The organism is Pseudonocardia sp., from assembly GCF_035305885.1.
Classification (GTDB): domain Bacteria; phylum Actinomycetota; class Actinomycetes; order Mycobacteriales; family Pseudonocardiaceae; genus Pseudonocardia.
In genome coordinates, this window is sequence record NZ_DATGOP010000076.1 from 16,987 (window position 1) to 42,612 (window position 25,626).

The 25,626-nt window shown below is 74.0% G+C and carries 23 protein-coding genes; 5 read left to right on the forward strand and 18 right to left on the reverse strand.

The genetic code is table 11. From position 1 onward, the window contains the following. Positions 1–10: 10 nt before the first annotated feature. From VKZ81_RS15900 to VKZ81_RS15910, 3 genes are read right to left on the reverse strand one after another with little or no spacing between them, the layout of a single operon-like run. Positions 11–1,516 carry a tripartite tricarboxylate transporter permease gene (locus VKZ81_RS15900; RefSeq protein WP_324242342.1) on the reverse strand — a complete coding sequence of 502 codons (1,506 nt, stop codon included), beginning with the start codon at positions 1,514–1,516 and terminating at the stop codon, positions 11–13. Positions 1,517–1,518: 2 nt separating this feature from the next. Further along, the gene (locus VKZ81_RS15905) at positions 1,519–2,013 is read right to left on the reverse strand and encodes a tripartite tricarboxylate transporter TctB family protein (protein ID WP_324242343.1); all 495 of its coding nucleotides are present in this window, start codon (positions 2,011–2,013) and stop codon (positions 1,519–1,521) included. Continuing rightward, complete coding sequence (locus tag VKZ81_RS15910) at positions 2,010–3,032, reverse strand: tripartite tricarboxylate transporter substrate binding protein (RefSeq protein WP_324242344.1); 1,023 nt, start codon at positions 3,030–3,032, stop codon at positions 2,010–2,012. Before VKZ81_RS15910 ends, VKZ81_RS15905 begins: the two co-directional genes overlap by 4 nt. A 152-nt stretch (positions 3,033–3,184) precedes the next feature. Here VKZ81_RS15910 and VKZ81_RS15915 point away from each other — a divergent pair, with 152 nt between their 5' ends. Further along, a complete protein-coding gene (locus VKZ81_RS15915; RefSeq protein ID WP_324242345.1) occupies positions 3,185–4,135 on the forward strand; it encodes a 2-hydroxyacid dehydrogenase in 951 nt (316 codons plus the stop codon). On the opposite strand, the gene VKZ81_RS15920 is transcribed toward VKZ81_RS15915, so the two are convergent. Genes VKZ81_RS15920 through VKZ81_RS15935 form a run of 4 tightly spaced genes read right to left on the reverse strand, consistent with a single transcriptional unit; the run spans position 4,125 to position 8,342 of the window. Next, positions 4,125–6,596: an ABC transporter permease gene (locus VKZ81_RS15920; RefSeq protein WP_324242346.1), complete on the reverse strand. Its 2,472-nt coding sequence runs from the start codon at positions 6,594–6,596 to the stop codon at positions 4,125–4,127. The genes VKZ81_RS15915 and VKZ81_RS15920 overlap by 11 nt on opposite strands. Beyond that, on the reverse strand, positions 6,596–7,309 hold the full coding sequence (locus VKZ81_RS15925; protein WP_324242347.1) for an ABC transporter ATP-binding protein: 714 nt from the start codon (positions 7,307–7,309) through the stop codon (positions 6,596–6,598). Before VKZ81_RS15925 ends, VKZ81_RS15920 begins: the two co-directional genes overlap by 1 nt. Beyond that, the gene (locus tag VKZ81_RS15930; protein WP_324242348.1) at positions 7,306–8,058 is read right to left on the reverse strand and encodes a M15 family metallopeptidase; all 753 of its coding nucleotides are present in this window, start codon (positions 8,056–8,058) and stop codon (positions 7,306–7,308) included. Before VKZ81_RS15930 ends, VKZ81_RS15925 begins: the two co-directional genes overlap by 4 nt. Further along, the gene (locus VKZ81_RS15935) at positions 8,055–8,342 is read right to left on the reverse strand and encodes a hypothetical protein (RefSeq protein ID WP_324242349.1); all 288 of its coding nucleotides are present in this window, start codon (positions 8,340–8,342) and stop codon (positions 8,055–8,057) included. Before VKZ81_RS15935 ends, VKZ81_RS15930 begins: the two co-directional genes overlap by 4 nt. Positions 8,343–8,488: 146 nt before the next feature. Here VKZ81_RS15935 and VKZ81_RS15940 point away from each other — a divergent pair, with 146 nt between their 5' ends. Together VKZ81_RS15940 and VKZ81_RS15945 are read left to right on the forward strand one after the other, a co-directional pair. Beyond that, on the forward strand, positions 8,489–9,166 hold the full coding sequence (locus tag VKZ81_RS15940) for a response regulator transcription factor (RefSeq protein WP_324242350.1): 678 nt from the start codon (positions 8,489–8,491) through the stop codon (positions 9,164–9,166). Continuing rightward, positions 9,159–10,250, forward strand: coding sequence for a sensor histidine kinase (locus VKZ81_RS15945; protein WP_324242351.1), 1,092 nt, complete (start codon positions 9,159–9,161; stop codon positions 10,248–10,250). The genes VKZ81_RS15940 and VKZ81_RS15945 overlap by 8 nt, the downstream gene beginning before the upstream one ends. A 456-nt stretch (positions 10,251–10,706) precedes the next feature. Here VKZ81_RS15945 and VKZ81_RS15950 read toward each other — a convergent pair whose 3' ends face one another. From VKZ81_RS15950 to VKZ81_RS15965, 4 genes are read right to left on the reverse strand one after another with little or no spacing between them, the layout of a single operon-like run. Next, complete coding sequence (locus VKZ81_RS15950) at positions 10,707–10,922, reverse strand: hypothetical protein (protein ID WP_324242352.1); 216 nt, start codon at positions 10,920–10,922, stop codon at positions 10,707–10,709. A gap of 5 nt (positions 10,923–10,927) precedes the next feature. Then, complete coding sequence (locus VKZ81_RS15955) at positions 10,928–12,244, reverse strand: ABC transporter permease (RefSeq protein ID WP_324242353.1); 1,317 nt, start codon at positions 12,242–12,244, stop codon at positions 10,928–10,930. Continuing rightward, complete coding sequence (locus VKZ81_RS15960) at positions 12,241–12,942, reverse strand: ABC transporter ATP-binding protein (RefSeq protein WP_324242354.1); 702 nt, start codon at positions 12,940–12,942, stop codon at positions 12,241–12,243. The genes VKZ81_RS15955 and VKZ81_RS15960 overlap by 4 nt, the downstream gene beginning before the upstream one ends. Next, on the reverse strand, positions 12,942–14,606 hold the full coding sequence (locus VKZ81_RS15965; RefSeq protein WP_324242355.1) for an HlyD family efflux transporter periplasmic adaptor subunit: 1,665 nt from the start codon (positions 14,604–14,606) through the stop codon (positions 12,942–12,944). The genes VKZ81_RS15960 and VKZ81_RS15965 overlap by 1 nt, the downstream gene beginning before the upstream one ends. Before the next feature lie 221 nt (positions 14,607–14,827). On the opposite strand from VKZ81_RS15965, the gene VKZ81_RS15970 reads away from it, so the two are divergent. Both VKZ81_RS15970 and VKZ81_RS15975 read left to right on the forward strand, forming a co-directional pair. Next, complete coding sequence (locus tag VKZ81_RS15970; RefSeq protein WP_324242356.1) at positions 14,828–15,517, forward strand: alpha/beta fold hydrolase; 690 nt, start codon at positions 14,828–14,830, stop codon at positions 15,515–15,517. 76 nt (positions 15,518–15,593) lie between these two features. Then, complete coding sequence (locus tag VKZ81_RS15975; RefSeq protein WP_324242357.1) at positions 15,594–17,426, forward strand: HNH endonuclease signature motif containing protein; 1,833 nt, start codon at positions 15,594–15,596, stop codon at positions 17,424–17,426. A 31-nt stretch (positions 17,427–17,457) separates the two neighbouring features. Here VKZ81_RS15975 and VKZ81_RS15980 read toward each other — a convergent pair whose 3' ends face one another. Genes VKZ81_RS15980 through larE form a run of 7 tightly spaced genes read right to left on the reverse strand, consistent with a single transcriptional unit; the run spans position 17,458 to position 25,606 of the window. Further along, a complete protein-coding gene (locus tag VKZ81_RS15980) occupies positions 17,458–19,245 on the reverse strand; it encodes an IlvD/Edd family dehydratase (protein WP_324242358.1) in 1,788 nt (595 codons plus the stop codon). Between the two features lie 11 nt (positions 19,246–19,256). Then, positions 19,257–20,045, reverse strand: coding sequence for an SDR family NAD(P)-dependent oxidoreductase (locus VKZ81_RS15985; RefSeq protein ID WP_324242359.1), 789 nt, complete (start codon positions 20,043–20,045; stop codon positions 19,257–19,259). Further along, the gene (locus VKZ81_RS15990) at positions 20,021–21,568 is read right to left on the reverse strand and encodes a UxaA family hydrolase (RefSeq protein WP_324242360.1); all 1,548 of its coding nucleotides are present in this window, start codon (positions 21,566–21,568) and stop codon (positions 20,021–20,023) included. The genes VKZ81_RS15985 and VKZ81_RS15990 overlap by 25 nt, the downstream gene beginning before the upstream one ends. Further along, entirely contained in the window at positions 21,559–22,866 is a 1,308-nt protein-coding gene (locus VKZ81_RS15995; protein WP_324242361.1) for a nickel pincer cofactor-dependent isomerase, group 22, read from the reverse strand. Before VKZ81_RS15995 ends, VKZ81_RS15990 begins: the two co-directional genes overlap by 10 nt. 57 nt (positions 22,867–22,923) lie before the next feature. Then, positions 22,924–24,072, reverse strand: a complete 1,149-nt coding sequence (gene larC, locus VKZ81_RS16000) for a nickel pincer cofactor biosynthesis protein LarC (protein ID WP_324242362.1) — start codon at positions 24,070–24,072, stop codon at positions 22,924–22,926. Continuing rightward, the gene (gene larB, locus VKZ81_RS16005; RefSeq protein ID WP_324242363.1) at positions 24,069–24,782 is read right to left on the reverse strand and encodes a nickel pincer cofactor biosynthesis protein LarB; all 714 of its coding nucleotides are present in this window, start codon (positions 24,780–24,782) and stop codon (positions 24,069–24,071) included. Before larB ends, larC begins: the two co-directional genes overlap by 4 nt. Beyond that, positions 24,779–25,606 (reverse strand): ATP-dependent sacrificial sulfur transferase LarE, encoded by an 828-nt coding sequence (larE, locus tag VKZ81_RS16010; RefSeq protein ID WP_324242364.1) that lies wholly within the window; start codon positions 25,604–25,606, stop codon positions 24,779–24,781. The genes larB and larE overlap by 4 nt, the downstream gene beginning before the upstream one ends. Positions 25,607–25,626 lie beyond the last annotated feature (20 nt).

Consider the following 25,626-nt stretch of genomic DNA (forward strand, 5'->3'; position numbering starts at 1 on the left):
CCTGACTTCCTCACCCCGAGGCGTCAACCGTTCGCCGTCGTCGGACGAGCCCGCGCAGCAGCGGGTAGGCCAGCACCAGCGCCGTGAGCAGCACCAACGCCGCGCTGACCGGCCGCGTCAGGAACTGGGTGAGGTCCCAGTTGGTCTTGATCACACTCTGCATGAAGTTCTTCTCGACGATGGGCCCGAGCACGAGCCCGAGCACCACCGGGGCCAGCGGGAACCCGCCGCGCTCCAGCAGGTAGCCGAGCACCCCGAGCGCCAGCATGATCACGATCTCGAGGTACCCGTTGTTGATCGAAAAAGATCCGACCACGCAGAACGCCACGATCACCGGCATCAGCACCGAGCCGGGCACCCGCAGCAGCCACGAGCTGCCCTTGATCGCGAGGTAGCCCAACGGGACCAGCAACAGGTTCGCGATGATGAAGATCAAGTACACGCCGTAGAGCAGCGGCGCGTCGTTGGCGAAGAGCTCGGGGCCGGGCTGCACGCCCTGCACCAGCAGCACGCCGAGCAGGATCGCGGTGATGGTGTCGCCGGGGATGCCGAACACCAGCGTGGGGACGTACGCCGAGGCGAGCGCGGCGTTGTTGGCCGAGCCCGCCGACACGATCGGTTCGACGTGCCCCTCCCCCTTGCCGAAGAGGTGGCGCTCCCGCGAGGTGTTCTTGGTGGCCGCGTAGGAGACCCACGCCGCGATGTCCCCGCCCGCGCCGGGGAGCGCCCCGACCGTGCTGCCGATGACGTTGCCGCTGACCAGGCGCCGCCAGTACCGCCGCAGCGTCCGGAGCGTCTCGCCGAACATGCCCTGCGTGCGCAACCGCGCGACCCGCACCGGGCCACCGGGCCGCATCACGTTGCGCAGCACCTCCGACAGCCCGAACAGCCCGATCATCGCCGGGATGAAGCTGATCCCCTGCAGCAGGTCCGTGCTGCCGAACGTGAACCGCGCGTAGCCGAGGGCGATGTCGATCCCGACCGTGGCCAACAGCAGCCCGATGAGCAGCGAGATCGCGCCCTTCACCTGGGAACCTGCGGAGATGATCACCGAGGCGGTGAGGCCGAGGACCGCCACCCAGAAGTACTCGTACGAGGTGAACTGCAGCGCGAACTCGGCGAGCAGCGGCGCCGCGACCATCAGCACGACCGCTCCGACGACTCCGCCGATCACCGACCCGAGCAGCGCCACGCCGAGCGCCCGCGCGCCGTGGCCAGCCCGGGTCTGCAGGTAGGCGTCCTCGGTGTAGGCCGCGCTCGCCGGCGTGCCCGGCATGCGCACCAGCGCCGAGGGCAGATCGCCCGCGAAGATCGCCATCGCCGACATCGTGATGACGGCCGCGATCGCGGGCAGCGGGTCGAGGAAGAACACGAACGGGACGAGCAGCGCCGTCGCCAGCGTCGCCGAGAGGCCCGGGATGGCGCCGATGAACAGGCCGTACACCGCGGAGGCGAGCACCACGACCACGAGGGTCGGGTCGGCGAGCATCGCAAACGCCGTCGCGAGATCGCCCACCGCTATCCCAGGAACCCTCGCGGGAGCGGCACGAGCAGCAGCTCCCCGAACACCAGCACGATGAACCCGACCGTGACCGCCGTGGCGATCGCCGCGACCAGCGGGCGGGCCCCGAGCAGCCACATCAGCAGGAACAGCAGCACGCCCATCGTCACGGCGAACCCGAGCACCTCGGCCAGGAGCAGGTAGGCGACGACGAGCCCGAGCACGGCGAGCGCGCGCCACCGCCCCTGCGCGGTGACGCCCGGGGCCGCCGCCTCGGCGGTGGCCCGGCCCCTCGCCCGGACCGCGCGCACGACCAGCACCAGGCCGAAGACCACCAGCAGGGTCCCGACGATGCCGGGGAAGAGCGCGGGGCCGGGTTGGCCGTCCGGCAGCTCGGGGAACGTGCGGACGTGCAGCACGACCGCGGCGCCCAGAGCGGCGGCGAGCAGGCCGCCGACCAGGTCGTGGCGCCACGGCACGCCCGTGGCCGGCGCGGTGGGGCCCGACGTCATGCGGCCAGCCCGGCGGCGCGCATGATCTCGCCCTTCTCCGCGTCCTGCTGCTGCATGTAGGTGCCGAACTCCTCCGGTCCGCGCCAGACGATGCCGAAGCCGGCGGTGTTCATGAACTCCTCGTAGGCCGGGCTGTGCACGATCTCGTCGAGGTGGCAGCCCAGCTCGCCGACGATGTCCTCGGGCAGGCCCTCCGGCCCGACGATGCCGCGCCAGGCCTCCATCGTGAAGTCGATGCCCAGCTCACGCAGCGTCGGCACGTCCGGCAGGTTCGGCAGGCGCTCCTCGGCCATGACGGCCAGGGCCTTCACCCGGCCGGCGTCGAGCATCGTCTGGTTCTCGACCAGGCTCGCGGTCGACATGTCCACCCCGCCTGCCACCAGCTCCTGCAGCGCGGGCGCCGCGCCCTCGCTGGGCACCCAGCGGATCGCGTCCGGGGGCAGCCCCGCCTCGAGCAGCATGCCGGCCCGCGAGAGGTCCCAGATCCCGCCGCGCCCGGTGCCGGACGCCGTCAGCGCCCCCGGCTGCGCCCGCACCTGGTCGAGCAGCTGCGACAGGTCGGCCCACGGGGCGTCGCTGCGCACCGTGACCGCCGCCGGGTCGGCGTTGACCTGCCCGATCGGGGTGAGCTGCTCGTAGGTGACGTCGGTCAGGCCCTGCCAGTGCATCATCGTGATCTCGACGGTGGCCAGGCCGATCGTCGTGCCGTCCGGGCGCGCCGTGGCGATGGCGGTGTGGCCGACCGCGCCGCTGCCGCCCGTCCGGTTGACCACGTTGACCTGGGTGTCGAGGCGCTCGGCGAGCTGGGTGCCGATGAACCGGGCGACGCTGTCGGTGCCGCCGCCCGCGGCCCACGGCACGATGAGCTCGATCGGTCGGCGCGGGAAATCCGGGGAGGTGTCGCACGGCGAGGCCGGCGCGTCGGACGTCGAACTGCTCCCCCCGCCGCCGCACGCCGCCAGCACCAGGCTGAGCGCGGCCGGGATGGCGGCGAGGCGGATGCGGCTGATCAGCGGCATGGGTGAGGCTCCAGTCGGCGGTGACGGTGCGGGTCCGATGATCTGCACCGCCGGGAACCCGGTCAACCGCGATCTGGGGCTACGGGTATTCGCATTCCGCATACTCCGGGTCGGTGCAGGTCGCGGCCGGGTGGTTTAGCAGAGTTGCAGGCATGACCCGTCCGACCGTCCTGATGCCGTCCCGCATGCACGATGTCGTCGTCGAGGGCTGCGAGGAGCGTTTCGAGCTCATCCGCCTCTGGGAGGCCGCCGACCCGGACGCAGTGCTCGCCGAGCGCGGCGCCGACGTCCGCGGCCTCGCGACCGGGGGCCACCACACCGTCGACGCCGCCCTGCTCGACCGGCTGCCGAACCTCCAGATCGTGGCGAACTTCGGGGTCGGCTACGACACCGTGGACGTCGAGGCGGCCACCGAGCGCGGCGTGATCGTCACCAACACCCCGGGGGTGCTGGACGACGAGGTCGCCGACACCGCGCTCGGGCTGATGCTCATGACGGTGCGCGAGCTCGGACGGGCCGAGCGGTACCTGCGGGCCGGGCGGTGGGCGACGGAGGGGAACTACCCGCTCACGGACCTGACCATGACCGGGCGCAGGCTCGGCATCCTCGGGCTCGGGCGGATCGGCGAGGCGATCGCGAAGCGCGCCGAGGCGTTCAAGGTGACCATCGCCGGCTACCACAACCGCAGCCGCAAGGACGTCCCGTACCGCTACTACCCGTCGCTGGTGGAGATGGCGCGCGACGTCGACACGCTGGTGGTCGTCGTGCCCGGCAACGCGAGCACCCGCCACCTGGTGAACGCGGAGGTGCTCGAGGCGCTCGGCCCCGACGGCGTGCTCATCAACATCGGGCGCGGCACGGTCGTCGACGAGGCGGCGCTCATCGCGGCGTTGAAGACGCGCACGATCCGCGCCGCCGGGCTCGACGTCTTCGAGGACGAGCCGAACGTCCCGCAGGAGCTGATCGACCTCGACAACGCCGTGCTGCTCCCCCACGTCGGCTCGGCGAGCAAGCCGACCCGCCGGGCCATGGGACAGCTCGTCGTCGACAACCTGACCACGTGGTTCGCCGAGGGCCGCGCCCTCACCCCGGTCAACGGCTGATCACCTCGCCGGAGAGCCCGTCGGCCGGGGGCACCCGGGCGGCGCGGCGGGCCGGGAGCACACCGGCGAGCACCCCGGCCAGCGCGGCGACCAGGGCGACGGCGACCAGCTGCGGCCAGGGGATCACCATCGTGGCGTGGGTGAGGGCCCGCCGCACGACGGTCGCGTAGCCCAGCCAGGCGAAGGCGACGCCGAGGGCGGAGCCGAGCAGGGTGGCCACCGCGGACAGCAGCAGCGCCTCGATCGCCAGCATCCGCCGCAGCTGCCCGCGGGTGAGCCCGAGCGCGCGCAGCAGCGCGTGCTCGCGGACGCGTTCGAGCACCGACAGACCCAGCGTGTTGCCGACCCCGACCAGGGCGATCGCCACCGAGACCCCCACCAGCCCGAGCACGGCCGCCGCGAGGATGTCACGCTCCCGGTTCGCCGCCGCCTGCGCCTGCAGCCGGTCCTCCAGGCGCGCCCCGGCCGCGTCGGCGACCTCGTCCAGGGCGTCGACGAGCGTGAGCGGGTCGGCGTCCGGGTCGGCGCGGACCCAGATCACGTGGGGCCGGGGATCGTCGGTGAGCTGGGCCAGGGTCTCCGGGGCGACCAGGCCGGCCCGACCCCCGCCGGGGAGTGCGATCACGCGCAGCCGCGCCTGCCGGTCGCCGACGGCGACCGTGACCACATCGCCCGGTCCGACGTCCGGGGCGACGAACGCGCCGAGGTCGAGGTGGATCGTCCCGGGCTCCACCCGGCCGAAGCGCTCACCGCCGCGGGCGACCCGCACCGCGTCCCCCGCGGTGAGGACCGGCAGCGGCGCGTCGAACCCGGAGATCGTGGCGACGGCGCCGTCCACGGTGGCGGCCTGCTCGACCCCGGGGGTGCGGCGCACCTCGGCCAGCAGGTCGGCGGTGATCGGCGCGTCCAACGACGTGATCGAGGCGTCGACGGGGTGGTGCCGGGTGTGCACCTCCTCCATCCCGGCCCGGTAGGTCGCCATCCCGGTGAGCACGGCGGTCGTCAGGGTGACGCCGGTCAACAGCGCGGCGGTGGTGGCGGCCGTCCGGCGCGGGTTGCGCACCGCGTTCCGGGTGGCGAGCCACCCGGCGGGGCCGAGCAGCGCACCGGCCACCCGGACCAGACGGGGGACGAACACCGGCCCGAGCAGCAGCACGCCGGTGAACGTCGCCGCCCCGCCGAGCAGCAGGACGGCCGTGCCGCCGCGGGCCACCGCCACCCCGAGCAGGGCGGGCCCGGCGAGCAGCAGCAGCGCCGCGAGCACCGTCCGGGCCCGGCCGGCGGCGGTGCGCGGGTCGAGCGCGGGGCGCGGGCGCAGGGCGGCCAGCGGGCTCACCCGCACCACCTGCCGGGTCGGCAGCCAGGACGCGACGAGGGTGACCAGCAGGCCGACGGCGAACCCGCCCAGCAGCCAGGGGGCCGGCGGGGCGGGGGCGGCCAGCGGGGTGGTGACGGCGAGGGAGTTGACCAGCGGGATCAGGCCGTAGCCGAGCCCGGTGCCGGCCAGCGTCCCGGCGAGCGATGCGAGCGCGCCCACCGCGGCCGCCTCGCGCCGCACCGCCCCCAGCACCTGGCCCCGGGTCGCGCCGACGCAGCGCAGCAGCGCGAACTCGCGCAGCCGCTGGGCGAACAGGATCGAGAACGTGTTCGCGACGACCAGCACCGAGACCACGAGCGCGACGCCGGCGAACAGCAGCAGCATCACCGCGATCACGTCCGTGCCGTTGCTGAGACCGGCGAGGCCGTCGCGGACGTAGGCGTCCGCCGTCCACACCCGCATGCCCTCGGGCACCGGCCCCACGTCCCCGCGCACCGCCACGCTGCCCACGTGGAAGGTGGGTTCGTCGCGCCACTGCAGGTACTGCGGCCACGTGACGTACATCGAGGCCTGGGTCCAGGTGGAGGGCGATTCCACGAGGCCGACCACCTCCAGATCCGTCGCGCCGGGCCCCGAGCCGACCCGGATCCGGTCCCCGATCGCGATGTCCTGCTCCAGGGCGGCCCACACGTGCACCACCACCTCGCCGAGGCGTTCCGGGAAGCGGCCCGCGACGAGCTCCTGCCAGCGCAGCTCCTCCGCGGCGGCGACCGGCCCGACCGTCGTCCACCCCCGCACGTCGCCCACGCCGAGCGGGGCGCCCCCGTCCCGGTGCGCGGGCAGGTCCACCCGGCCGAGCGGGGAGGCGTTCTCGCCGAGGCGCTCGACGAGCGCGATCGCGTCCGACACGTCCAGGGTGTCCGGGCAGCACGCGGGCGCGCGCTGGGGGCCGTCCTCGGGGGCGTCGACCACGTGGTCGGCGCCGCGGTACGGGGCACCGGCGCCGTCCATGAACCCGGCCCGCGCGCCTGCGGTGAGCACGCCGATCACGACGACGAAGGCGACCGAGGCGGTCACCGCGATCGCCGCGGCGACGTAGCGGCGGCCGTGGACGCGCAGGGAGGCGGAGAGGACGGTGCGCATCAGGCGATCCGCCCGTCCTGCATCGTGACCACGTCGTCGGCGTAGGCCGCCGCGGCGCGGTCGTGGGTGACCATCACGACGGTCTGGCCCAGCTCGCGCACCGACCGGCGCAGGTGCTCGAGCACCTCGGCCGAGGCGGCGCTGTCGAGGTTGCCGGTGGGCTCGTCGGCGAACAGCAGGTCCGGCTCCGTGACCAGGGCCCGGGCGATCGCGACCCGCTGCTGCTGGCCGCCCGACAGCTCGTCGGGCCGGTGGCGGAGCCGGTCGGCCACGCCGAGGGCTTCGGCGATCCCGTGCGCGCGCTCCCGGATCGCGTCGTCGACCCGGCCGGAGCCCAGCTCGAGCGGGAGCAGGATGTTCTGCTCCGCGGTGAGCATCGGCAGCAGGTTGAACGACTGGAACACGAAGCCGACGTGCTCGCGGCGGAAGACGGTGAGCGCGTCGTCGTCGAGCGCACCGAGGTCGGTGCCGGCGACGGTGACGGTGCCGCCGGTCGGCTGGTCGAGCCCGGCGAGGCAGTGCATCAGCGTCGATTTGCCGGACCCGCTCGGGCCCGTGATCGCCGTGAAACGGCCTCTGGGCAGGTCGAGGTCGACGCCGTTCAGGGCGCGCACCTCCGTGTCGCCCCGGCCGTAGGTCTTGGTCAGCCCGCGCGCGCTCACAGCCACGGCCTCCCGGGTCGCGCGCTGGGCTCCGGTCACGTCTGCGGTCACTTCATCCTCGGATCGTGCGTGGGGTCGGCGTACATGCGCGGGCACCCGCGGTCGGCGGCGTCGGGGCGCAGCTCGAAGTGCCAGGGCTCGTTGCGGTAGACCTGGCACAGCCCGTGCTCGGCGCCGTGCTCCGACAGCCAGGCGGCGGCGCTCGCGCCGAGGTCGACCGCGTCCCCCGACACGTGCGGGGACGTGTCCGGGGTGGCCACCCACCGGGCGGCTTCGGCCTTCGAGCCGTACCGCGAGATCGCCTCGTCGAGCAGGCGCTCCTGGTAGGCCGCGGAACGCCAGCCGCTGTTGACCACGAACGCGACGCGGTCGTCCGCGGCGTCGGTCGCGGCCTCGCGCAGCGCCGCGAGCAGGTCCGGGTCGAGCTCGGCCACGGCCGGGACGTCGTCGTCGAAGACCGTCACCCCGTCGGGCACGGCGCCGTCGGCGAGCCCGAGCGCGCCGCGGCGTTCCGGGCGGCGTTCGTCGGACCGCGGTGGCGGGCTCGGTCGCGCTACGTCACCCGCGTGCGGCGACGGCCGGGTCGTGGTGGGGGCGGGGAGCGCGGAGACCGTCGGCGGCGGCGAGGTCGCTGTGACCAGGTGGCCGACGACCCCGGTCACCACGGCGACGACCACCGCCACCACGAGGACCGTCAGCAGGCCGGAGCGGGCTCGGCGGGCCGGCGGGACGACGGCGATCGGCTGCGTCGGGCAGCGGTCGTCGAGCGCGTCCGCGGGCGGCCACGTCGTCCGGCTCACCCGCCGTTCCCCTCCTGCCCCGCCACGGGCGGCGAGAGGTGCCGGCACATCTGCTGCGCGGACTCGAAATCGGGGTCCTCGCCGTGGTACTGGATGACGCCGTCGGCGTCGGGGTCCGGGAAGTCCGCGACGCCGTTCTCGCGGATGCACCGGGCGAAAGCGGCCCTGTCCTCGGCGACGGGATTCGCAACCGGATCCGCGGTGTTCTCGTCGGCGGGCGGGTTCTCGGCGGGCGCCTCCGCACAACCCGCGCTGACCAGGCCGGCGAGGGCCACGGCCGCCACCAGCCGTCCGGGCGGCACCACTCGGCGCGCCCTTCCTGCTTCTCCGCTTCGGATCATGCGGCCAGTCAAAGCGGCGCGGTGTTGCCGGACCGTATCCGCTTTTCGATATGCCGACGATATGCGCGGGCCCCTACCATCGGGGCCTCATGCGCGTTCTGATCGTCGAGGACGAGCCCTACCTGGCCGAGGCCATCCGCGACGGCCTGCGTCTCGACGCCATCGCGGCCGACGTCGCGGGCGACGGCGACACCGCGCTGGAGCTGCTGAGCGTCAACACCTACGACATCGCCGTCCTCGACCGGGACATCCCCGGCCCCTCCGGCGACGAGGTCGCCCGGCACATCGTCGCCGCGGGCACCGGCACGCCCATCCTCATGCTCACCGCGGCCGACCGGCTCGACGACAAGGTGTCCGGGTTCGAGCTCGGCGCCGACGACTACCTCACCAAGCCCTTCGAGCTGCGCGAGCTCGTCCTGCGGCTCAGGGCGCTCGACCGCAGGCGCGCCCACAACCGGCCGCCCGTGCGGGAGATCGCCGGGCTGCGGCTGGACCCGTTCCGCCGCGAGGTCTACCGCGACGGCCGATACGTCCCGCTCACCCGCAAGCAGTTCGCGGTGCTCGAGGTCCTCGTCGCCGCCGAGGGCGGCGTGGTGAGCGCCGAGGAGCTCCTGGAGCGGGCGTGGGACGAGAACGCCGACCCGTTCACCAACGCCGTGCGCATCACGGTCTCGGCGCTGCGCAAGCGCCTCGGCGAACCCGGGATCATCGCCACCGTGCCCGGCGTCGGCTACCGCATCGCCACCGAGGGCCGGGCCGGTGGGTAGGGCGCCCGGCCTGAGCGTGCGGCTCAAGCTCACGCTCAGCTACGCCGGGTTCCTCATGCTGGCCGGCGCGCTGCTGCTCGCCGCCGCGCGGGTGTTCCTCATGCCCGACGCCCCCGAGGTGCGGTTCGACTCGTTCCGGAACGTGATCTCGAACGTCCTCCTGCTCCAGGGCAGGGGACCGCTCGTGTTCGTCCAGGCGGCGGCCATCGTGCTGGCGTTCCTGCTGGTGTTCGGCCTCGTCGGCGGGTGGATCCTCGCCGGACGCATGCTCGCGCCCCTGACGCGCATCACGGCCGCCACCCGCCTGGCCGCGCAGGGGTCGCTCACCCACCGCATCCGGCTGCCGGGCCGCGAGGACGAGTTCCGCGAGCTCGCCGACGCGTTCGACGCGATGCTCGCCCGGCTCGAGGCGCACGTCGCCGAACAGCGCAGGTTCGCGGCGAACGCCTCCCACGAGCTGCGCACCCCGCTGGCGATCACGCAGGCGCTCCTCGACGTTGCCGGCAAGGACCCCGACCGCGACACCGGCGAGCTCGTCGACCGCCTCCGCGCCGTCAACACCCGCGCGATCGACCTCACCGAGGCGCTGCTCGTGCTCAGCCGGGCCGACCAGCGCTCCTTCGCCCGGGAGCCGGTCGACCTGTCGCTCGTCGCGGAGGAGGCGACCGAGGCACTCCTCCCGCTCGCAGACAGCCGCGGCGTCACCCTCACGACCTGCGGCGACGCCGCACTCACCCGCGGTTCACCCGCGCTGCTGCAGCAGCTGGCGACGAACCTCGTGCACAACGCGATCGTCCACAACCTGCCCGAGAGCGGCGCGGTGTGGGTGCGGACCGGTGCCCATCCCGACGGCGTCGCCCTCACCGTGGAGAACACCGGCGAGGCGATCGCACCGGAGGTCGTCTCCACGCTCGCCGAGCCGTTCCGGCGCGGCACGGACCGCATCCGCGGCGACCACGCGGGGGTCGGGCTCGGCCTGGCGATCGTCAAGAGCATCACCCAGGCCCACGACGGCACCCTCACCCTCGCCGCCCGGCCCGCGGGCGGGCTCTGCGTCACGGTGCGCCTGCCGGGCGCCGGCTGAGGTCGCTGCCGTTCACACGTCGGCCCGGCTCGCCGCCTTCGCGGCGACCCGCTCGATGGACCCGACGGTGAGCTCGGGTTGGTCGACGTCGATGTCGTGCGCGCTCTCCTCCGCCACGGTCAGCGTGCTGTCGCCGGACAGGCTCAGCCGCTGCCCCGGCCGCCCAGGCCCGCTCCCGCTCAGGCCCCGCAGGTGGGCAGCGCCGCGAGGCACTCCTGGCTGTGCGCGAGCACCTCGACCGGGATGTCGCCCGCCGAGGCGACCGGCCCGCCGGGCGTGCCCAGCCGCTCCGTGTTCAGCCCCGTGGCGATCGCCGGGATCTGCGGGCGCAGCTCGCCCGCCGGGCCCCGGCGTCCGCCGGGCTCACCTCCTCCACATCGCCGAGCAGCGTGGGCACGACGGCGAGGCGGGCCGGGAGAACGATCTTGCGGCACGCGGGGTGGGCCCCTACCCGCCCTACGGCCCGGCGCGGCGTACCGCTCCCGCGGGTGGTGCGCCGCCCGGGCCGCCGGTGACCGTCGCCGGGGCGTCCGGGGCGACGGCCCGCTCGGTCAGCACGCCGCAGGCGAACCCGAGCACGAAGATCAGGGCAGCGGCCAGCGCGAGCGTCAGCCCGCTGGCGCGCTTCGGCCGGTCCCACTCGAGATCCAGCAGGTCGTCGTCGGTGTCCATCGGCATCACTCGTAACGGAGGGCGTGGATCGGGCGCAGGTTCGCCGCCTTGTTGGCGGGGTAGAAGCCGAAGAACAGGCCGATCGCCACGGACACGGCGAAGGCCAGGACCACGGAGAACGGCGCGACGACGAGTTGGAACCCGCCGATCGACATCGAGCCGACGGCGACGCCGATGACGATCCCGATCAGGCCTCCCGCGACGGCCAGCATCGTCGCCTCGACCAGGAACTGGCCGACGATGTCCGCCTTCTGCGCGCCGACCGCCTTGCGGATGCCGATCTCGCGGGTCCGTTCCGTGACGGTGACGAGCATGATGTTCATGACGCCGATCCCGCCGACCAGCAGCGAGATGCCCGCGACCGCCCCCAGCAGCAGGGTGAACGTCGCGTTGACCTCGGACACCGCCTCGAGGATCGAGGTGGGGCTGGAGATCGAGAAGTCCGGCACGCCCGTGCCGTGGCGCGCGTTCAGGATGGCGGTGACCTCCGCGGTCGCCGCCGGGACGGCCTCGGCCGACACGGCCCTCACCGAGATGCTCGACAGCGGCCCGTAGCCGGTGAGCGTGTCCTGCACCGCCGTCATCGGGGCGATCACCCGGTCGTCCTGGTCCTGGGGGCCGCTGCTGCCCTTCGCGGCCAGCAGGCCGACCACCTGGAACGCCGCGCCGTTCAGCTGGATCGGCTGTCCGACGATCGCCCGCCCGTCCCCGCCGACCAGAGCGGTGGCGACGGTGACCCCGACGAGCGCCACCCGGCTGCGGGCGAGGTAGTCGGAGTCGGTGAACGCCGCGCCGGCCTGCACCGCGTCGTCGTGGTTGGTGAGGTAGCTCGGGGTCGTCCCGGTCAGCGTGGCCACCTCGTGCGAGGCGCCACCGCGGGTGGCCGTCACCGACGTGGCCGAGACCACCGGCGCCACCGAGGCGACGCTCGGGGCCAGTTCGGCGTCCACGAGCGCCTCGGCGTCCGCCAGGGTCAGCTGCGCGGCGCGGATCTCGGTGCCCCGGTCGGTCTGCGTCGACGGTCCCGCCTGGCCCGGTGGCGTCACCGGGCGCGGACTGCCGCCCACGACCAGGCCACCACCGCTGATGCGCACGCCGCCCCGACCGCCGCCGCCCTGGTCGGACTCCGGGGTGATGGTGAGCGTGTTGCTGCCCAGCGCGCTGATCGACGCCGCGGTGGCGGCGCCCGCCCCGGTGCCCACCGCCACGAGGATGATCACCGCGGCGACGCCGATGACGATGCCGGACATCGTCAGCGCCGACCGCAGCTTGTTGGCCAGCACCCCGGCCACGGCGAACTGCAGGATCTGCCCCGGGTTCACGACGCCACCGCCGGCGCCACCCGCTCGTCGGACACGATCCGGCCGTCGCGCATGTGCAGCACGCGCCGCGCGCGCTGTGCGACGTGGTCCTCGTGGGTGATCACCACGAGCGTCCGGCCGTCCGCGTTGAGGTCGTCGAAAAGCGCGAGGACCTCGTCCGTGCTGCGGCTGTCGAGCGCGCCCGTCGGCTCGTCGGCCAGCAGCAGCACGGGGTCGGTCACGATCGCCCGGGCGATCGCCACGCGCTGCTGCTGCCCGCCGGACAGCTCGGACGGGCGGTGGTGGGCGCGCTCGCCCAGCCCCACCCGCTCCAACGCCCGCAACGCCCGGCGGCGCCGCTCCGGCCCGCGGACGCGGGCGTAGGCCATCGGCAGCTCGACGTTGCGCACGGCCGTGGTGCGCGGGATGAGGTTGAACGACTGGAAGACGAACCCGATCTTGCGGTTGCGGATCAGCGCCTGCTGCCGTTCGTCGAGCCGGCGGGTGTCCACGCCGTCGAGGGCGTACCGGCCCCGGGTCGGGACGTCGAGACAGCCGAGGATGTTCATCAGCGTCGACTTGCCCGACCCCGACGCGCCCATCACCGCGACGTAGTCGCCGCGTTCGACGACGAGGTCGACCCCGTCCACGGCGCGCACCACCGCGTCGCCGCTGCCGTAGGTCTTCGCGACGCCGCGCAGCTCGATGACCGGGCGCATCAGCGGCCTCCCGTGCGGGGGAAGCCCGAACCGCCGGTCGCGGCGGCCGGCGTCGGCAGCACCAGCACGTCACCCTCCGAGACCCCGCTGATGATCTCGGTCTCGGCGGGGCCGGAGACGCCGATCCGCACGGGGACGACCGCGTCCACACCGTCGCGGCGCACCGTCACCGTGCTCCGGTCGCCGGTCGTCGTGATCGCCTGCGTCGGAGCCTTCAGCACGCCCGTGGCGGTGCCGGTCGTGATGGACACGTTCGCGGTCGCCCCGACCCCGACGCCGGGGGGTGCGGTCTCCAACGAGATCGTGACCGGGTAGTGGACGACGTCGTTCGACACGGTGCTCTGCGGGTTCTTGCGGGTCACCGTTCCGGTCGCGGTGGCGCCGGTCGCCGGGAAGGAGATCGTCGCCCGTTGGCCGAGCTCGAGCTTCGCCGCGTCGGCCTCCGGGATCTCGGCGGTCACGGCGAGCTCGCTGAGGTTGGCGATGACGACGAAGCCGTCGCCCGCCGACGTCGCCGCGTCCGACGCGGCGGAGTCGCCGCCCTCGGCGTCGGCGCCCGCGGACTCGCCCGAGCCCTGCCCGTTCGCGTACTCGCCCACCTCGCCGTTCACGGCGAGCACCACCCCGGCCTGCGGTGCCTTGAGCGCGGTCTGCTCCACCGCGCGGCGAGCCCGGTCGACCTCGACCTGCGCGCTGTCCACCGTGGCCTGCGCCTGGGCGATCTCCTCCGGGGTCCGCGGGTGCGCGTTCTCCTCCGCGGTCAGCTTCGCCGCGGCGAGATCCCCCTCGGCCTTCGTCACGGCCTGCTTGCTGGTCTCGATCGCCGTCTGCCCCTTCAACAGGGTGTCCGCCCGCGCCTGCTCGGCCTGCGTGACGGCCTGGCGGCCGCGGTCGAGGGTCGCTTCGCGGTTCTGCTTCGCCGTCTCGATCGCCTGCTCGTCGGCCAACAGGACCGCGGCGCGGGTGTTCTTCGCATTCTCGGTGGCGAGCTTCGCCCGGGTGCAGTCGACGGAATCGTCGTCGGAATCCGCGGTCGAGCCGCCGCACGCGGCCTCTTCCTCCGCCTCCGCCTGCTCGACGAGCGTGTTCTGCGTCTTCGTGTCGACCTCGAGCTTCTCCTCGGCGTTCTCGACCGCGAGTGCGGTGGCCTCGTCGTCGTTCGCGAGCTGGGTCTTGGCGTCGTCGATCGTCGTCTGGGTCGCCGCCCGGTCCAGCTCGAGCTGCTTCTCCGCCGCCGTGACCGCAGCGCGCGCGTCAGCGAGCGCCTGCTCCGCCTGGGTGATCGCCAGCTGGTCCCGCTGCGACTGCACCTCGGACGGGCCGGCCCGGGCCTGGTCGAGGGCGGCCTGCGCGCCCGCGAGCTGGGCCTCCGCGGTGCGCAGCTGCGCCTGGGCCTCGGCGTCGTCGATCGTGGCGAGCACCTGGCCGAGCTCGACGGTGTCGCCCGGCTCGACGGCGACGGACGTGACCGTGCCCGATTCCTCGAAGCTGACCGGCGTGCGCAGCGACGACTCGGCGTTGCCGCTCGCGGTGACCGTCGCCGTCACGTCCCCACGGGTGACCGTCGCCGTGCGCACCACGGGTTGCGGCTCCCCCGGGTCGGCGATCACCAGGGCCGTGGCCACCACCGCCACCACGAGCAGCAGGAACAACCCGACGTTCACCCGATGCGTGCGTGCCCATGCCAGCACGCGTTCCCCCCGCACGTTCGACACCCCTTCAAACAATTCTTGGAATGCGCTTGGAGAGAGCTGTGCGACAGCTATGAATTTCTTCTTCTGTGCATTTCACAGCTGCGAAAGATAGCGGCTGGAAAACGGCAGCGGCGACGGGGCTGCATTCCGCCGCGATTGCCATCAGGAGTTGTGCGGCCGACAATCGTGCGATGTCGAGCTACGTCCTCGTCCCCGGCGGACTCGTCGGTGGCTGGATCTGGAGCGGCGTCGCCGACCGGCTGCGGGAGGCCGGCCACCACGTCGTGGTCGTCGAGCGGTTGCCGAGCGTCGGCCCGGGCGCGGTCGGCGACCTCGCGGCCGACGCGGAGGCCACCGCGCGGACCGTGGAGGGGGTCGGGGAGCCGGTCGTCCTCGTCGGGCAGTCGTACAGCGGGATGGTCCTCACCGAGCTCGCCGACCACCCCGCGATCGCGCACAGCGTCTACGTCGCGGCGCTGTGGCCGCAGCGGGGGCGGTCGGCGCTGGACGTCACGGGGGCGACAGGCCCGCCGCCCGGGTGGGTCACGCTGCACGACGACGGCACGGTCGGGGTCGTCGACGACCTGGAGCTGGTCCGGCGGACGCTGTGTGCCGACGTCGACGCCCGGCACGCGTACCCCTACCTACGCAGGTTCGAGCCGCAGTCGGTCCGCAGCCTCGTGGCGCCCTGCACCGCGCCGGATCCCGCCCACCCCACGACGTACGTCATCTGCGAGCAGGACGCGAGCCTCGCCCCAACCACCCAGGAGGAGATGGCGGCCGCCGCCGACCACCGGCACCGGCACCGGCTGCCGTCGTCGCACATGCCGATGCTGTCGATGCCGGACGCGCTCACTGACCTCCTGCGCCGGGTGCACTGACGATCGTTGCGCTCTTCGGGTGATGCCCGTCCGGAACGGCCGCGAGGCTGTCGGGGGGCGAACGTAGGTTCGAAGCGTGGGCGGAGTGGCGGAGCTGATGGACCGGGCGGGTGTGCTGCCGCCCGGGCCGGAGCTGTCCGCCGTCCTCGGCGCGCTGGCGCGGGAGGAGGTCCCCAACGCTCGGCTGGTGGAGCTGCTCCGCGCCCGCGCCCGGCAACTGGCCCATGAGCAGGCGGAGCTGTTCGCCGACCTGGTGGAGATCTCGCACGCCGTGGCCGCCGCCGACGTGGCCGGCGATCCGCTCGAGGCCGTCCAGCGGGCCGAGGAGCAGTTCGAGTGGGCCGCCCACGAGATCGCGGCCGGGCTCACCTGGACCCCCACGACCGCCGACCGCGAGCTGGAGATCGCCACCGCGCTCGTCGAGCGGTTGCCGCTGGTGTTCGCTGCGCTGCGCGCCGGGCGCATCGACCGCGGGAAGGCGCGGGTCTTCGTCGAGTACCTCGACCCGGCCACCGGCGACGTGACGGAGGCGCAGAGCCGGTGGCTGTGCGAGCGGTTCGTGCCACTGGCGCCGGGGCTCACCACGCGCCAGCTCGCCGACCGGCTGTACCGGGCGCTGCATGCGCTCGACCCCGGGCTGCGGCGGCGCCGCTACGAACGGGCCGTGCGCGAGCGCGGGGTGGCGCTGTACCTCGACCCACGCACCGGCACCGCGGTCCTGGCCGCCAACGGGCTTCCCGCCGACGAGGCCGCCGCCGCGGCCGAGCGGATCGACCGGCTCGTCGAAGCCACCAAGCGAGCCGGGCACCCCGGGCGGCGGCCCCAGATCAGCGCCGACCTCTACCTCGGCATGCTCAACGGCACCTTCCACGGCCTCACCGAGCGCGAGATCATCGCCCGCCTGCTCGGCAAGCCGCGTCCGGAGGACGGGGCCGACCCCGAGGACGACGCCGATCAGCCCGCGAGCGCCGCACCGGACGATCGGGCCGACGAGGACGCGCCCACTCCCGGTGGGGACGCCGAGCGGTGGGCCCGCGACCGGGTCGGCACCCGCGAAGGTGTCGAGATCCGGGTCGGGCTCTCCACGCTCGCGGGGCTCGACGACCGCCCAGGCGAGATCCCGGGCCTCGGGCCGGTCGGCGCCCACGTCGCCCGCGCCACCGTCGCCGCCCAGCAGCGGGGAGCGGCATGGCGGTTCGCCATCGTCGACCCCGACGGCTACCTGCTGCTCGCCGGCCCGCTGCGGCGGCGACCGCGCACGCCGGCCCCCGGGGCGCCGGTGCGGGGCGGAGTCGTCGAGGTGCACGTCACCGTCGACGAGCTCCACCGTTACGCCGGCGACCCGCCCGACGAGATCTGGGCCGGGGTGGTGGCCGAGATCGCCGACGCGTGGGCGGGCCGCGACGACCTCCGGCGCCGCCTGGCCGCGAACCCGCGCGCCCGGTTCGTGCGCGGACCGCTCGCCGACCACGTCCGGATCCGCGACCGCAACTGCTGCGGTCCCGGTTGCACCCGGCCGGCGCGGCGCAGCGACCTCGACCACACGCGCGAGCACGCCCGCGGCGGGCCGACGATCGCGGCGAACGTGGGCCCCGTCTGCGCACGGCACCACCCGGACAAGGACCGGGGCTGGTCGCTCGCCCAGCCCCAGCCCGGGCTGTTCCTGTGGGTCAGCCCGCTCGGGCGCCTCTACGTCACGCGGGGCGAACCCGTTCGTCCCGAACTGCCCGATCCGGACCCGGCACCGCCGCCGGCCGCGGGCCCACCACTCGACTGCTGCCGCGGGCCGACCGGCTCGAAGGACCCGCCGTGCGAGCGGCGCCGGCGGATGAGCCACCCGCGCCGCGTCGCGCGCCGCCGGACCCAGCAGGCGGTGGTGCGCCGCCGGGCGCGGCTACGCCGCCGCTGAGCCGCGGCTCAGCGGCGGATGCCGCACGCCCTCAGTGGTTGTCCCGCGGGAGGCCCTTGGACGCCACGCGCTGGTAGGCCACCGCGGGCTTGAGCACCATGCCCGCCGACAACTGGTCCACCATGCCGCGCTGGATCTCCTGCCACGGGGTCTGGGACGCCGGGATCGGGTAGCCGCCCGCCTCCTCCAGCTTGCGGCGCCGCTCGGCGAGCTCCTCCTCGGGCACGAGGATGTCGGCCGTGCCGGCGTTCAGGTCGATGCGGACCCGGTCGCCGGTCTGCAGGATCGCCAGGCCGCCACCCGCCGCGGCCTCCGGGGAGGCGTTGAGGATCGACGGCGAGCCGGACGTGCCGGACTGGCGACCGTCCCCGATGCACGGCAGCGCGTGCACGCCCCGCTTGATCAGCTCGGCAGGCGGCTGCATGTTCACGACCTCCGCGGCGCCGGGGTAGCCGAGCGGACCCGCACCACGCATGAACAGCAGGCAGTCCTCGTCGATCTTGAGGTCCGGGTCCTCGATGCGGTGGTGGTAGTCCTCCGGCCCGTCGAAGACGACCGCGCGCCCCTCGAGGACGTTCGGGCGCTCCGGGTCGGACAGGTACCGCTCCCGGAACTCCTTCGAGATCACGCTCGTCTTCATGATCGCGCAGTCGAAGAGGTTGCCCTTCAGGACGAGGAACCCGGCGTCGTCCTGCAGCGCGTTGTCGAACGTGCGGATCACGTCGCGGTCGGTCGCCTCCGCGTCGCGGCAGTTCTCGCCGATCGTCTTGCCGTTGGCCGTGCGGGCCTCCTCGCGGATGAGACCGTGCTGCATCAGCTCGTGGACCACCGCGGGCACACCGCCCGCCCGGTGGAACTCCTCGCCGAGGTACTTGCCGGCCGGCTGGAGGTCGACGATCAGCGGGACGTGGAAGCCGATCCGCTGCCAGTCGTCCATCGGCAGGTCGACGCCCATGTGCCGGGCGATGGCGGTGATGTGGATGGGCGCGTTGGTGGAGCCGCCGATCGCGGAGTTGACGACGATGGCGTTCTCGAAGGCCTCACGCGTCATGATGTCCGACGGCTTGAGGTCCTCGTGCACCATCTCGACGATCCGCCGCCCGGTGAGGTAGGCGTTGCGGGCGCGGTCGCGGTGCGGGGCCGGGATCGCCGACGACCCGGGCAGGCTCATCCCGAGCGCCTCGGCGAGCGCGTTCATGGTGGACGCCGTGCCCATCGTGTTGCAGTGCCCCGGCGACGGCGCCGAGGAGGCCACGAGCTCGACGAACTCGGCCTGGTCGATCTCCTCGGCGGCGAGCAGCTCGCGGGCCTTCCACACGATCGTGCCCGACCCGGTGCGCTTGCCCTGGTACCAGCCGTTGAGCATCGGCCCGCCGGACAGCACGATCGCCGGGATGTCGACGGTGGCGGCGGCCATCAGGCAGGCGGGGGTGGTCTTGTCGCAGCCGGTGGTGAGCACGACCCCGTCGAGCGGGTAGCCGTGCAGCACCTCGACCAGCCCGAGGTAGGCGAGGTTGCGGTCGATCGCGGCGGTGGGCCGCTTGCCGGTCTCCTGGATCGGGTGGACCGGGAACTCGAACGCGATGCCACCCATCTCCCGGATGCCCTCGCGCACCCGCTCGGCGAGCACGAGGTGGTGCCGGTTGCACGGTGACAGGTCGGAGCCGGTCTGCGCGATGCCGATGATCGGCTTGCCGGACTGCAGCTCTTCGCGCGTCAGGCCCCAGTTCATGTAGCGCTCGATGTAGAGCGCGGTCATGCCCGGGTTCTCGGGGTTGTCGAACCACGCCTGGCTGCGCAGGCGCCTGTCCTTGGTCACGTTGCCCTCTTTCACGGGGTCAGCTGGCCGCCGTTGATCTCGATCACCTGGCCGGTGATGTATCCGCTCATCGCTGGATCGGCCAGGAAGAGTACGGTGCCGACGCACTCGTCGGGTGTGCCGGCGCGGCCCATCGGGATGCCCGCCACCATCGCCGCCATCTGCTCGTCGGACGTGTTCCGCTCGTGGAACGGGGTGGTGATGATGCCGGGCGCGATGGCGTTCACGCGGATCCCGGTGCGCGCGACTTCCTTGGCGAGGCCGCGGGTGAAGGTGCTGACCGCGCCCTTCGCGGTGGCGTAGGCGACGGACCCGCCCGCGCCGCCGGTGCGCGCGGCCACCGACGTGACGTTGACGATCGCGCCGCCGCCGTTGCGCTGCATGACGGGCACGGCCTGGCGGCAGGCGGCGAAGACCGACGTCATGTTGAGGTCCATGACGCGGGCGAACTGCTCGTCGGTCATCTCGGTGACGGGCGTGCGGCCCAGCAGGTCGCCTGCGTTGTTGACGAGCACGTCGAGCCGCCCGTGCCGCGCGGCGACGTCGTCGACGAGCCGGGTCGCCGACGCCGGGTCGGTGAGGTCGGCCTGGACGACCGACCCCCGGCCGCCCGCCTCCTGGATCGAGCTCGCGACCTTCTCCGCACCCTCGCGGTTGCGCCCGTAGTGCACGACGACCTGGGCGCCGCGGCGCCCGAACCCCTCGGCGACGGCGGCGCCGATCCCGCTGCCGGCGCCGGTGACCAGCACGACCTGGTCGGAGAAGTCCAGCATCGTCACATCACCGCGCCGAGCTGCCACGGGACGAACTCCTCCTGTCCGAATCCGAGCTCCTCCGACAGCGTCTTGCGGCCGGACGCGGTGTCGAGGATCAGCTGGAACACCCGTTCCCCCACCGACTCGACGGACTCGCCCTTGGAGAGGATCACGCCGCAGTCGATGTCCATGTCGCCGGACATCCGCTCGTACATCTCGGTGTTGGTGGCGAGCTTGATGCTCGGGGTCGGCTTGCAGCCCAGCACCGAGCCGCGGCCCGTGGTGAAGCACATGACGGTGGCCCCGCCCGCGACGATCCCGGTGACCGACACCGGGTCGTAGCCGGGGGTGTCCATGAACGTGAAGCCCTTGGCGGTGACCTTCTCGGCGTACTCGTAGACGCCGGTGAGGTTGGTCGTGCCGCCCTTGGCGACGGCGCCGAGCGACTTCTCGAGGATCGTGGTGAGCCCGCCCGCCTTGTTGCCCGGCGACGGGTTGTTGTCCATCGACCCGCCGTGCTTGGCGGTGTACTCCTCCCACCACCTGATCCGCTCGATGAGCTTCTCGGCGCTCTCGGGGCTGACGGCGCGGCGGGTGAGCAGGTGCTCGGCGCCGTAGATCTCCGGGGTCTCGCCGAGGATCGCGGTGCCGCCGTGGCGCACCAGGATGTCGACGGCCGCGCCGAGCGCGGGGTTGGCGGTGATGCCCGAGTAGGCGTCGGAGCCGCCGCAGTTGAGGCCGAGCACGAGCTCGCTGACGGGCACCGGTTGGCGCTTGACGTCGTTGGCCTGCGGCAGCATCGCCTTGAGCGCCTCGACGCCCGCGCGGACGGTGGCGACGGTGCCGCCCTGGTCCTGGATCGTCATGGTGGCGACGGGCCGCGACGGGTCGACCCGCCAGCCCTCCGAGACGCCGCGGATCTGGTTGACCTCGCAGCCCAGCCCGAGCATGAGGAACCCGGCGAAGTTGGGGTGCTCGGCGTAGCCGGCGAGGGTGCGGCGCAGCACCCTGATGCCCTCGCCGTCGTCGGCCATGCCGCAGCCGGTGCCGTGGGTGAGCGCGACGACGCCGTCGACGTTCGGGTAGTCGTCGAGCAGGCCGGGGCGGCGGAACTGGTCGGCGATCATCTTCGCGGTGTGCGCCGAGCAGTTGACCGACGTCAAGATGCCCAGGTAGTTGCGGGTGGCGACCTTGCCGTCGGCGCGCACGATGCCCTGGAACGTGGCCCGCTCGGACTCCGGGACGTACTGCGTCTCCGTGACGTCGGCGCCGACGGCGTAGTCGCGCTCGAACGTCCGGAACTCGACGTTGTGGGTGTGGACGTGGTCGCCGGGCGCGATCGGCGCGGTGGCGAACCCGATGATCTGGTTGTACTTGCGGACCGGCTCGCCCTCGGCGATGTCGGCGACGGCGACCTTGTGCCCCCGCGGCACGTCCCTGCGCAGCGTCACCCCGTCCACGGTCGTGCCCGCGGGCAGGGCCAGCGCGGCCACCACCACGTTGTCGGCGGGGTGGAGCCGGACGCTCGGCTCCCCGCGTCGCTGGATGCTGACAGGTGTCACTGCCACGGCTGCAGCCGTCCCTCCTCGTCGAACGCCATCGGTGCGACGTCTCCGGTGATCTCCAGGTCGGGGTGGGCGTCGACCGCCGCGCGCAGCGACTCCGACACCTGCAGGTGCTCGAGGTCGAGCGTGTTGGGCATGCGGACGAGCGTGACGGCCTCGACGTCGGCCCGCCCGCAGGTGAGGAGGGCGGCGGCGATGGCGTCGCGGTCGGTCGGGAACGCCATCGGGATCTGCGCGCGCTGCGGTCCGCCGAGGCCCGAGGTCATCGCGTTGATGTAGACGCTGCGCAGGTCGATGCGCTCCAGCAGCCGGAAGGGGACGAAGTCGGCGAGCCCGAGCCCGACGGCGTTGCCGTGGGAGGCGTCGCTGACGTCCAGCACCGCGATGTTGCGGATGCGGGGGCGGTCGAACTCCGCGCTGCCGCGGATCATCATCCGGCCGATGACGTTGGTGTCCATCCCGGCGCCGGAGTAGTTCTTGCCCATCTCGTCGATCACGGCGACGTCGATGTCGTCGAACGGGAGGCGGGCCATGCGGCGCTTGGCGTCGGCCAGCAGCGCGGCCTCGGCGGGCCCCGCGATGTCGGCTGCCTGGAGGAGCTCGATGCGGGCGGCGCGGTCGTAGGCGTTCTCGACGATCGCCAGCCCGCCGAGGATCTTGCCGGTGTCGACGACCCGGCGCGCCACCCGCGGCACCCAGACGGCGAGGTTCGCCGGGCCGAAGCGGTGGATGCCCTCGGCGCCGCGCTGTTTGCCCAGCCCGATCGCGATGATCTTCGAGATGCCGCTTTCGATGTCGCCCTGGAAGTCGGTGTGCGCCTTCACGCGGTTGACGGCGAGGATGCCGTCGGCCTTGGCGGCGTTGGCGTCGAGGTGCACGGCGGGCCCGTCGGGCAGCCGGTCGATCTCGACGGTCTCCATCGTGGCGCGGATCGGCATGCCGAGGCTCTCCTCGGTCATCCCGAGGTCGGCGAGCAGCTCGACCTGGCCCTCGGCCGTGGCGCCGCCGTGCGAGCCCATGGCGGGCACGACGAACGGTTCGGCGCCCGCGGCGCGCAGCCATTCACCCGCCGCGCGCACGACCGCGGGCTTGTCGTGGATGCCACGGCTGCCCGCGGTGATCGCCACGGTCATGCCGGGCCGGATCCGGCCGCGCAGCGGTTCGAGCGCCTGCGCGGTGGCCGCGGCGACGTCGGCCACCTGTTGCGGGTCGAACCTCTGCCGCACCGGCAGCAGCCGGGGGAACGGCGCGTCGTAGGTCAGGTTCCGGACGGCCTCGAAGGGACCGAGATGCGTGCTCACGACGTACCCCCTTGTGCGCGGCCTGCCACCCGAGGCTATGTGGGCACCGGGGGCCGGTCAACGGAACTCCTCTGATGTGTGAGGAGCCAAACGTCCGATGTCTGCTGCCCGTCGCACCACCTCGCGCAGCGGGAGCCCGAGGGCGGCCGCGGCGGCGGCCACGTCGTCGTGCTCCGGCTTCACGCCCCACGGGCCGTGCTTGAGCCGGATCCGGTGGCCCTCGACCTCCACCGCGGTCGAGCGCCGGGGCAGGGCGGCGCGGTCCACCGGCGTGCGGCGCAGCCCGAGGCTGCCGGTCTCGGCGAGCACGATCCGCTCGCAGTCCGCGGCGCGCTCGGGCGCCACCAGCACGTGGACGGTGTGGGCGGGCCTGCCCTTCTTCATCACGATCGGCGACAGCCACGCGTCGGCGGCGCCCGCGTCGAGCAGCCTGCCGACGAGGTGGCCGAGCACCTCACCGGTGACGTCGTCGACGTTCGTCTCCAGCAGCAGCATCCGCTCGCCCGCCCCGGCGGCGACGCCGAGCATCGCCTGCAGCACGTTGGCCCGCTCGGCCGGGTCGCGCCCGCCGGCGCCATAGCCGACGGCCTGCAGCGTCATCGCGGGCAGCGGCCCGAACCGCGCGCCCGCCGCGACGAGCAGCGCCGCGCCGGTGGGCGTCACCGTCTCGCCGTCGCCCGCGCCGACGACCGGCGCCCCGGCCCGCGCCAGCAGCGCCGCGGTGGCCGGCGCGGGCACCGGCAGCACACCGTGGCGGGTCGAGACGGTGCCGGACCCGAGGGCGAGCGGACCGCAGTGCAGCTCCTCGACGCCGAGCAGGTCGAGGGCGGCGGCCACGCCGACCGTGTCGACCACGGTGTCCAGTCCGCCGATCTCGTGCAGGTGGACCCGGTCGGGGTCGATGCCGTGGATGCCGGCCTCCACCTCGGCGATCTCGCGCACCGCGCGCGCCGCGACCGGCACGTCGGCGACGCGCGCGAGCAGCTCGGCCGCGGCCCGCTCGGTGGCCTGGTCGGTGACGTCGACGACCGCGCGGGTCGCCCCGATCCCACCCCGCGTCACGCGCTCGGCGCGCAGGTCCCACCCGTCGAGCCCGGTGCGGGCTACGGCGGCCTTCACGTCGTCGAGGGGCGCGCCGAGGTCCAGCAGGGCGCCCAGCAGCATGTCGCCGGAGATCCCGCTGACCGGGTTGAGCCAGAGGATCACCGGGCGACCCGCAGCGCCATCCGGTGCGCCGCGAGCGCGGCGGCGAAGCCGGAGTCGATGTTCACGACGACCACGCCCGCCGCGCACGAGCTGAGCATCGCCAGCAGCGGCGTGACGCCCTCGAGCACCGCGCCGTACCCGACGGACGTGGGCACCGCGATCACCGGGCAGCCGACCAGCCCGCCGACGACGCTGGGCAGCGCGCCCTCCATGCCCGCCACGCAGATCACGGCGTCGGCGGCCGCAAGCCGATCCTGCTCGGCGAGCAACCGGTGCACGCCGGCCACGCCCACGTCGCGCAGCTCGTCGACCTGCAGTCCGATCGCGGTCGCGACGGCCGCCGCCTCGGCGGCCACCGGCCAGTCCGACGTGCCCGCCGACGCCACCACCACGCGGAACGGCCGCGGCGGCGCGGGCCGCCACACCAGCAGCCTGGCGACCGGGTCGTAGCGGCCGCCCTCGACCGCAGCGACCGCCTCGGCCGCCTGCTCCGGGTCGACGCGGCTGACCAGCACCGGGCCGTCGTTGCCCGCGAGCAGCGAGCGCACCACGCCCACGATCTGCTCGAGCGTCTTCCCCGGCCCGTACACGACCTCGGGCAGCCCGAGCCGGGCCTCGCGCCCGGTGTCCGGCCGCGCGTACCCGAGGTCGTCGAACACAGCGCCTGCCGGCCTCCGCTGCGCTCCGGCGTGCTCGTGATCGGTCGTCATCGGGGCGTCGGCATCCCGAGCAGCACGTTCATGCGCCCGCTGGCGAAGCCCTGCATGTCGAGCGCGCAGAACTCGAAGCCGGCGCCGCGGACGGCCCGGTCCAGCTCGGCGCGCAGCTCGGCGGCGCGGGGGACGTCGTCCGGCGGCACCTCGACCCGCGCCACCGCGCCGCCCCCGTGGGCGCGCACCCGGCAGACCGGGAACCCGAGCCCGCGCACCGCCTCCTCGGCCAGCTCGATGCGGTGCAGCACCTCGGGCGTGACCGGGTCGCCGTAGGCCACGCGCGAGGCGAGGCACGCGGCGGCGGGCTTCTCCGCCGTGGCGAGCCCGAGCGCCCTGCTGACCCGGCGCACGTCCTCCTTGCCGAAGCCGGCGTCGAGCAGCGGCGCGATCGCCCCGCGGGCGCGCGCCGCGGCCTGGCCGGGACGGTGGTCGCCCAGGTCGTCGGTGTTGGTGCCGAGCGCGATCCGCGCCCCGGAGAGCGCGGCGATCGGGGCGAGCGCGTCGAACAGCGCGGACTTGCAGTGGTAGCAGCGGTCCCCGCCGTTGGCGACGTACTCGGGACGGTCGAGCTCGTCGGTCGCGACCTCCACGTGCGCGATCCCGTGCGCGGCGGCGAACGCCCGCGCCGCGGCCCGCTCGCTGCGCGGCAGGCTGGCCGACACGGCCGTGACGGCCACCGCGCGCTCCCCGAGCTCCTGCGCCGCCACCGCCGCCACCAGCGCGGAGTCGACCCCGCCGGAGTAGGCGACCAGCAGCCGCGACTCGGCGCGCACGCGCTCCCGAAGCGCCGCCAGCTTCACCTCATCAGACGTCTGGGCCACGACCGCACTCTAAGCGCGTC

Excerpts from the sequence above, each read along its gene's own strand:
- VKZ81_RS15910 (WP_324242344.1), bottom strand. The coding sequence starts at position 3,032 with ATGCCGCTGATCAGCCGCATCCGCCTCGCCGCCATCCCGGCCGCGCTC.
- VKZ81_RS15950 (WP_324242352.1), bottom strand. The coding sequence starts at position 10,922 with ATGGACACCGACGACGACCTGCTGGATCTCGAGTGGGACCGGCCGAAG.
- larB (WP_324242363.1), bottom strand. The coding sequence starts at position 24,782 with ATGACGACCGATCACGAGCACGCCGGAGCGCAGCGGAGGCCGGCAGGC.
- VKZ81_RS15905 (WP_324242343.1), bottom strand. The coding sequence starts at position 2,013 with ATGACGTCGGGCCCCACCGCGCCGGCCACGGGCGTGCCGTGGCGCCAC.
- VKZ81_RS15940 (WP_324242350.1), top strand. The coding sequence starts at position 8,489 with ATGCGCGTTCTGATCGTCGAGGACGAGCCCTACCTGGCCGAGGCCATC.
- VKZ81_RS15960 (WP_324242354.1), bottom strand. The coding sequence starts at position 12,942 with ATGCGCCCGGTCATCGAGCTGCGCGGCGTCGCGAAGACCTACGGCAGC.
- VKZ81_RS15920 (WP_324242346.1), bottom strand. The coding sequence starts at position 6,596 with ATGCGCACCGTCCTCTCCGCCTCCCTGCGCGTCCACGGCCGCCGCTAC.
- VKZ81_RS15915 (WP_324242345.1), top strand. The coding sequence starts at position 3,185 with ATGACCCGTCCGACCGTCCTGATGCCGTCCCGCATGCACGATGTCGTC.
- VKZ81_RS15970 (WP_324242356.1), top strand. The coding sequence starts at position 14,828 with ATGTCGAGCTACGTCCTCGTCCCCGGCGGACTCGTCGGTGGCTGGATC.